Source organism: Parvibaculum sp., from assembly GCF_035511255.1.
In the GTDB taxonomy this organism is placed as follows: Bacteria; Pseudomonadota; Alphaproteobacteria; order Parvibaculales; family Parvibaculaceae; genus Parvibaculum.
Map to the genome: position 1 here is coordinate 1 of NZ_DATKFR010000148.1, position 7,420 is coordinate 7,420.

The window sequence follows — 7,420 nt, forward strand, 5'->3', positions numbered from 1 at the left end:
GGACAAGTCTTATAATGTGCTCTTTCTCTGCACCGGCAATTCGGCGCGCAGTATCCTCGCCGAAACCTATCTGAATGCGCGGGGCGGCGGGCGTTTTCATGCCTATAGCGCGGGCAGCCATCCGGCCGGGAAGGTGAACCCTCACGCCATCGAGGTTCTGCAATCGGCGAAACTGCCGGTCGAGGGGCTGCGTTCAAAGTCCTGGGATGAATTTGCGCTGCCCGGTGCACCGCAGATGGATTTCATCTTCACGGTCTGCGACAACGCGGCCGGCGAGGTCTGTCCCATATGGCCGGGTCATCCGACCAGCGCGCATTGGCCTTTCGAAGATCCGGCAGCCATCACGGGCTCCGAAGAGGCGATCCGGCGCAAATTCGTCGAGGTCTTCATGCAGATCAGGCGGCGCATCGATCTCTTCACCAGCCTGCCGCTCAGAAGCCTCGACGGCATGGCGCTCAAGAACAAGCTCGACGAGCTCGGCGCGCCGCTGTTCACGCAAACTTGACCGGCGTGCTTTGCCGCCCTGCTTGCGATTATATGCGGCGGCATGGAAATTGAGCGCTCACGAGGTGAGGCTGGCGCATTCATGACCGAACAATACCGAGAGCCGGATATGACTCGTCGTCTTCTGGCCGAAGCACTCGGGACCTGCCTTCTGGTGGCGGTCGTCGTCGGTTCCGGGGTGATGGCCGAAAGACTGGCGGATGGCAACCTCGCCGTCGCACTTCTCGGCAACACGCTCGCAACCGGCGCGATGCTTTGCGTTCTCATACAGATCCTAGGGCCGATTTCGGGGGCGCATTTCAACCCCGCGGTCACGCTTGTCTTCTTTCTTCAGCGGGAAATTGGATTCGGGCAGGCGCTTGCCTATGTGCTGGTACAGTTCATCTTTGCGGCGTTGGGTACGGCCATCGCCCATCTGATGTTCGACATGGCGATCTTCGAGCCATCTTTGCATGCGCGGGCGGGTCTCGGGCAGTTGACGGGGGAATTCATTGCAACCTTCGCACTGGTGATTGCCATTCTCGGTGCGCTTGCCACCGCACCGAAGGCCATCGCGCCGATCGTCGCGCTGACCATCACCGGCGGCTACTGGTTCACTTCGTCGACGTCCTTCGCCAATCCGGCTGTCACCTTCGCACGCATGCTGACGAACAGTTTCTCCGGCATCAGGCCTGTTGACGCCCCCGCATTTATGGCGGCGCAGATCGCGGGCGCCGTCATGGCGGCGCTGCTCTCGCGCTGGCTCTGGAAAAAGACAACGACGCCGGCGTTCCTTGCGAAGGCTCCCGCAGCATAACAGGTCCTTCTTCACGGCTTTCCGGTCGCTTTCGCCACCGTCATCGGTCCGCTCGTCGAAGTCCCCGTACTGATCCTGCTGGTGCGTGTCGCACTCCGTTTGCGCGCGGGCTTCTCCCAATAAAAAACCCGCGCGTCTTGCGACGCGCGGGTTACAACCGGCTTTACGCCGATTGATTACTGCTGGCCCTGCGGAGCAGGTTCAGCCGGCGCGGCCGGAGCCGGCTCGGTCGGCGCGGCACCGCCCTCAGGGGCCGCCGGAGCGGACTCGGTCGGGGCCGCCGGAGCGGGCTCGGTCGGAGCCGCCGGAGCCGTCTCCTCGGTCGCGGGCGCGGTCGCATCCATCGCGGGCTTGTTCGTCAGCTTGTAGCCGACGAGCACAACCACGGCGATGACGATAACTGCAATGATGACTTTCACGGTATTGGACATTCGAATTCCCTCTGACCTTGTGTTCTCGGTCGGGTTGCTTCAAGCGGGCCGGATTGACCGTCTGCCCCCGCCAGGTCTCCGGGACGAATCCCGACTGACCCAGCCAAATGCTAGTCGAAAGGCGCGCCGGTGCCACTCTGAAACGGCCGATGAAGGCTGCTTTTATCGGGCCGCGTCTCACCGGAGGCACAGTTTTCCCCAGAAAAATGCGCCCAGAACGGAATTGTTGCCCTTGCCGTTCGATCACGCGCGCCCGCTCCCGCCGCAATTTTAAGGATGAAGCTACTGGCGTTTCGCGTTATGCCGTTCTTCGCCGGCAGGTTGCCGTCGCTTCCCGAGCGTTGCGATTGTCGCCGGCATGTCTTTAGCCCTCTCGATCACCGGACGTCGCGCCGGTCGTGAAGTTCTTGCAATGTTCCATCTTCCGAATACCGACGAATGAGCACGGGCCCGCTTTCCGCGTACCGCAAGAAGGTGGCGAAGGGCGAGATCGCCGCCGATGCTGCACAGGCACGTGCGGCCGAAAGCCTGCAGCATCTCGCCGACGAACTTTCCGTCTGGCGGCCCGGCAAGAAGGCCGGACCGCTCGCCTTTCTCGGGATCGGCAAGCGCGTCACGCCGCCCGAGGGCGTTTACATCTGGGGCGGGGTCGGTCGCGGCAAATCCATGCTGATGGACCTCTTCTTCGACCATGTGCGCATGAAGCCGAAGCGACGTGTCCATTTCCACGCGTTCATGCTCGAAACGCATGAGCGCATCTTTCAGTGGCGCCAACGCGAAAAAGCGGGCGAGGTGAAGGGTGGCGATCCCATTCCGCCGATTGCCGAACGCATCGCGAAGGAAGCCGCATTGCTTTGCTTCGATGAATTTCAGGTGCAGGACATCGCCGACGCCTCGATCCTCGGGCGTCTCTTCACGCAATTGTTCGACCTCGGCGTCGTCGTGGTCGCGACCTCCAACATCGCGCCCGACGATCTCTATGCGGGCGGTCTCAACCGGCAGCGGTTTCTGCCTTTCATCGAGCTGGTGAAAGAGCGCATGGACGTCGTGCATCTCGACAGCGAGACCGATTATCGTCTCGACCGCATGCGAGGTCTGCCCGTCTATTATTCGCCGCTCGGTGCGGAAGCGCGATCCGCGCTCGACCGCGTCTTCCGCCAGCTCACCGATGTCGAACACGGTCATCCGACAACACTTGCGCTCAAGGGGCGCGCCGTCGAGGTGCCGGAAGCTGCGCATGGCGTCGCGCGATTTTCTTTCGAGGATCTCTGCACAAAGCCGTTGGGCGCGGCCGATTACATCAAGATCGCGCAGTGCTTCCACACCGTGCTGATCGACGGTGTGCCGGCGATGACGCCGGAGCGTCGCAATGAGGCCAAGCGTTTCGTGACGCTGGTCGACGCGCTTTACGAAGCGAAGACGAAGCTCGTTCTCTCCGCCGCCGTCGAGCCCGATGCGCTCTATCCCAAGGGCGACGGCGCCTTCGCCTTCGAGCGCACCGTCTCGCGCCTGATGGAAATGCAAAGCGCGGATTATCTGAGCCTGCGCGCGGCCGATTGAGACGGTTCAGACCTTCGCGACGATGATGGGGGAATTCCTCGCGTCCGGCAGTTCGCGTCGCGCCTCGAAACCGGCTTTCTTCAAAAGGGAAAAAACGTCTTCGATTTCATGCGGTGTGCGGCTCCATGGATTTGGAAGCCGTTCGGCGTCGCGAGCGCCATGCCGACGAAGGATCAGGAGGAAGGTGCCCCCCGGGCGCAGGACGCGCTGGACCTCGCAAAGCGCCGAGACGGGATCGGCCCAGAACTGGAAGCAGTGCAGAGCCGCGACGGCATCGAAGGAATCTTCGGGCCAAGGCAGATATTCCGCGTTGCCCTGACGCAGATCGCGCGCGACATGGCGGCGGTCGAGGCGACGCCTGGCCGTCGCGACCATCAGCGGCGATGCGTCGATACCGGCGAAGAAGCCGTCGGTCGACTTGACGGCCAGCATCTCGAGAAGACGGCCGGTGCCAAAACCGAGCTCGAGGACAGAGCCTTCTGTCGGCAGGTCGATGAGAGAAACCGCGCGCGCATAGGCGCCACGATTGAACTGCTCCATCAGGCGGCCGAAGAGGCGTCCGGCAAGGCCGTGCGGAAGCATGGATTGTGGCGGATGGGTCGAGGATGTTATGGGCATCGCTCGTTCACTTCTTGCGTGCCAGCATGACGCCGTCGCCGATGGTGACGAGGGAGGCATCGACGCGGGCGTCGTTCGAAATCTTCTCGTTGAGAGCGCGGATTGCGAGCGTGTCCTTGTCCTTCGCTTTCGGATCGACGACGGCGCCGCCCCAAAGCATGTTGTCGAGGGCGATCACGCCGCCGGGACGCAGAAGCTTCAGGCAGGCTTCGTAATAGGCGTCGTAACCCGTTTTGTCGGCGTCGATGAAGGCGAAGTCGAAACTTCCCTCCTTACCCTTGCCGATCAGGCCCTCAAGCGTTTCGAGCGCGGGGGCAAGCTTCAGTTCGATGCGCTTGTCGAGCCCGGCCTCCTTCCAGTAGCGGCGCGCGATCGCGGTCCATTCCTCGTTGACGTCGCAACAGAGAAGCTGGCCGTTCTTCGGTAGTGCGCGGGCGATCGAAATCGCGCTGTAGCCGGTGAAGGTGCCGATCTCGATCGCCTGCCTTGCGCCGATGGCGCCGACGAGGAGCGTGAGAAAGGCGCCCTGATCCGGGCCGATCTGCATCATGGATTGCGGCAGCTCGGCTGTTTCCTCGCGAAGCCGCTTCTGGGCGTCGGTTTCGGCGGCGACGAGCGAGGAGACGTAGCCGGCGACGGGGTCGGGAATGAGGGAGCGCGACATGGTTTCTCCTCAACTGCGTTCGATCTTGGCGGCGGCTGCGTCGATCGCCTCGGCGATTGCCGCGATCTGCTCCTGCGCCAGTGCGCCCCGTTCGATCCGCAGGCGGAGCGCGGTGTGAAAGTTTTCGACGGCGCGGACGATCTCTGGCGCCGGCCCACCGCGGAAGCGCCGGCTCACCTCGTCCATGCGCTTGAAGATCGCATCCACGGTCGCCTTGTTGTCATCGAGGAAGGCGCGGCCTTCCGTCGTGATCGTATAGAGCTTCTTCGAACCCTCGCCGGGGGTGACGATGGCAAAGCCCTGATCCTCGAGCAGCGTCAGCGTCGGATAGACGACGCCGGGGCTCGGGGAATAATTACCGCCGAAGGTCTCCTCGATGGCCTTGATGATGTCATAGCCGTGGCGCGGCTCGTCGGCGATGAGCTTCAGAATGACGATGCGCAGGTCACCCTGCTCGAAGGCGCGCTCGCGCCGGCCGCGGCGAGGCTCGCCGAACTCGCCATGACGATGGCGGCGGCCCCAGCTTCTGTGGCCATGCTCGTGGCGATGGCCTTTCATGAATTGTTTGAACATGTAAACTCCGAGTGTATTTCGATATATCTTAAACTCGGATGTAAGATATATCTTGAGATATCGAAGTCAAGAGGGAGGGGGCGTCCGCGATAAAGGAAATCTCGCACTTGACGGCCGAGCTGATCGGCGTCGCGTGCCGCGAGCTGTGGAATCAGAGGCCGAAATATTCGGCGCGGGCGGGACGCAAGCCAATCGAGGAGGACGAAACCGGGGTCGCATCGGCAATCCTCGCGTCCGGTTTCTGGTCGCGGATCGCGAGGTTGTAGTCCCAGGACTGACCGAAAGCCGCCGACAACATGCCGAAGGAGAGGTGGGACGTGTCGCCGCCGCGGTTTTTGCGCGCGATTTCGAGCGAGAAATCCTCGGCCGCGTGGCGGTCGATGGGTGCAAAGCCGAGGAGGTCGGGATCGAGGCTGGCGGCGGCGACCTTCGTGCCGCCGATCCCGTCCGGCGTGGCGTTCGGCTTGTCGTTGTCCAACAGGGCAATCACGCCGTGGAAATCGTCTCTCGTGGCGACGCTGTCAGGCGTTTCACAGAAGGAGCGGCCATTGCGGAAAAGGGTTTCGAGGAAACGGCAGTCTTTGCCCGTGACCATGGACACCGCATGCTCGGTGAGGTCGCGGCCGGTCATGATGGTGGCGCCGAGACCGGCGATCGAAAAGACCTGGGCGGCGGTGAGCCCGCCGATGATCGGCGCGGCGCAGCCCGAAAGGCCAAGGCTTCCCATGATAATCATTCCCAAGGCAACCCGCCTCGGTCCGCGCAGCCAAAAAGCCGACATGCCCCAGCCCCCGTTTTGGTGCTCTCCGGGCGATGGCCTCCTCAGGAGGCGACCGCTTGCGACGGTTCATGCCCCCACGAACCGCCATCCGGTCCGCCTTGCCTATTAGAGAAGCACTTCCTGGTGAAGTTTCCCTTAAGAGGTGCGGCGGGTGTCCCAAAATGAAATGCTGCGCCCGGATGTCGCGTCGGTCAACGAGATCGAGGATTCTTGGTTAAGGATGGCCCCCATTCATTGCGGAACGGCCGGATTCAGGCTACTAGGCTCCCCGATATCCCAACCTCGCGTCGCGCGATCGGGCCCGCGACGGCCGTCGATCCCCTCGCATCCAGACATCCGGAGGCTTCATCTCATGGCGCGGAAGAAAATCGCTCTTATCGGCGGCGGACAGATCGGCGGCACGCTCGCTTTGCTGGCCGGACTCAAGGAGCTCGGCGACGTCGTCATCTTCGATATCGCGGAAGGCCTGCCCCAGGGCAAGGCGCTCGATCTCGCCGAAACTTCGCCCGTCGAGGGCTATAACGCCGCCCTTTCCGGCGCCAACGACTACAAGGGCATCAAGGGCGCCGACGTCGTCATCGTGACCGCCGGTGTGCCGCGCAAGCCCGGCATGAGCCGCGACGATCTTCTCGGCATCAACCTCAAGGTGATGGCGCAGGTCGGCGAAGGCATCGCGAAATACGCGCCGAATGCTTTTGTGGTCTGCATCACCAACCCGCTCGATGCGATGGTCTGGGCGCTGCGCCAGTTCTCGGGTCTGCCGCATCACAAGGTCGTCGGCATGGCCGGCGTGCTCGACAGCGCGCGCTTCCGCTATTTCCTCGCCGAAGAATTCAAGGTCTCGGTCGAGGACGTGACGGCTTTCGTGCTCGGCGGCCATGGCGACACGATGGTGCCGCTGCCGCGCTATTCGACGGTCGCGGGCATTCCGCTTCCCGATCTCGTCAAGATGGGTTGGACGACGAAGGAAAAGCTCGACCAGATCATCCAGCGCACGCGCGACGGCGGCGCCGAGATCGTCAGCCTGCTGAAGACGGGTTCCGCTTTCTACGCGCCTGCCGCGTCCGGCATCGCGATGGCCGAGGCCTATCTCAAGGATCAGAAGCGCGTTCTGCCCTGCGCCGCCTATCTTAACGGCCAGTACGGTCAGAAGGACATCTATGTCGGCGTGCCGGTCGTGATCGGCGAGGGCGGTGTCGAGCGCATCGTCGAGATCGAACTTAACTCGGCCGAAAAGAAGGCTTTCCAGAAGTCGGTCGATGCCGTCGCCGGTCTCGTCGACGCCTGCAAGAAGATCGACCCGAGCGTCGCCAAGGGCGCCGCGCCCAAGGGTGCGAAGAAGAAATAACGCAAAGCTCCGGTTTCGGACGTCGAACGGGCGGGCAGCAATGTCCGCCCGTTTTCGTTTGACGGAACCACGATGCGCTTTGCGAGGTTATAGCGTGGCGCTAAGCTCGCGACGCGACAGGCGAATGGGCGATAGGCCAAAAAAA

At 62.8% G+C, this 7,420-nt stretch carries 9 protein-coding genes; 4 read left to right on the forward strand and 5 right to left on the reverse strand.

What is annotated here, in order from left to right:
* Both VMR03_RS05245 and VMR03_RS05250 read left to right on the forward strand, forming a co-directional pair.
* The coding region (locus tag VMR03_RS05245; protein ID WP_325402972.1) for an arsenate reductase ArsC at positions 1-505 on the forward strand (505 nt) is incomplete at its 5' end.
* Positions 506-613: 108 nt separating this feature from the next.
* Positions 614-1,300: an MIP/aquaporin family protein gene (locus tag VMR03_RS05250; RefSeq protein ID WP_325402974.1), complete on the forward strand. Its 687-nt coding sequence runs from the start codon at positions 614-616 to the stop codon at positions 1,298-1,300.
* Between the two features lie 176 nt (positions 1,301-1,476).
* Here VMR03_RS05250 and VMR03_RS05255 read toward each other — a convergent pair whose 3' ends face one another.
* Positions 1,477-1,731, reverse strand: coding sequence for a hypothetical protein (locus VMR03_RS05255; protein WP_325402976.1), 255 nt, complete (start codon positions 1,729-1,731; stop codon positions 1,477-1,479).
* Positions 1,732-2,169: 438 nt separating this feature from the next.
* Between VMR03_RS05255 and zapE the strand changes: the two genes are divergently transcribed.
* Complete coding sequence (zapE, locus tag VMR03_RS05260; protein WP_325402978.1) at positions 2,170-3,291, forward strand: cell division protein ZapE; 1,122 nt, start codon at positions 2,170-2,172, stop codon at positions 3,289-3,291.
* 6 nt (positions 3,292-3,297) lie between these two features.
* On the opposite strand, the gene VMR03_RS05265 is transcribed toward zapE, so the two are convergent.
* The 4 genes from VMR03_RS05265 to VMR03_RS05280 form a co-directional block, all read right to left on the reverse strand.
* Complete coding sequence (locus VMR03_RS05265) at positions 3,298-3,909, reverse strand: class I SAM-dependent methyltransferase (RefSeq protein ID WP_325402980.1); 612 nt, start codon at positions 3,907-3,909, stop codon at positions 3,298-3,300.
* A gap of 7 nt (positions 3,910-3,916) precedes the next feature.
* Positions 3,917-4,573 carry an O-methyltransferase gene (locus VMR03_RS05270; RefSeq protein WP_325402982.1) on the reverse strand — a complete coding sequence of 219 codons (657 nt, stop codon included), beginning with the start codon at positions 4,571-4,573 and terminating at the stop codon, positions 3,917-3,919.
* 9 nt (positions 4,574-4,582) lie between these two features.
* Complete coding sequence (locus tag VMR03_RS05275; RefSeq protein WP_325402984.1) at positions 4,583-5,146, reverse strand: PadR family transcriptional regulator; 564 nt, start codon at positions 5,144-5,146, stop codon at positions 4,583-4,585.
* A 151-nt stretch (positions 5,147-5,297) separates the two neighbouring features.
* Entirely contained in the window at positions 5,298-5,873 is a 576-nt protein-coding gene (locus VMR03_RS05280) for a hypothetical protein (RefSeq protein WP_325402986.1), read from the reverse strand.
* A 406-nt stretch (positions 5,874-6,279) separates the two neighbouring features.
* Here VMR03_RS05280 and mdh point away from each other — a divergent pair, with 406 nt between their 5' ends.
* On the forward strand, positions 6,280-7,275 hold the full coding sequence (gene mdh / locus VMR03_RS05285) for a malate dehydrogenase (RefSeq protein ID WP_325402988.1): 996 nt from the start codon (positions 6,280-6,282) through the stop codon (positions 7,273-7,275).
* The last annotated feature ends 145 nt before the right edge of the window (positions 7,276-7,420 follow it).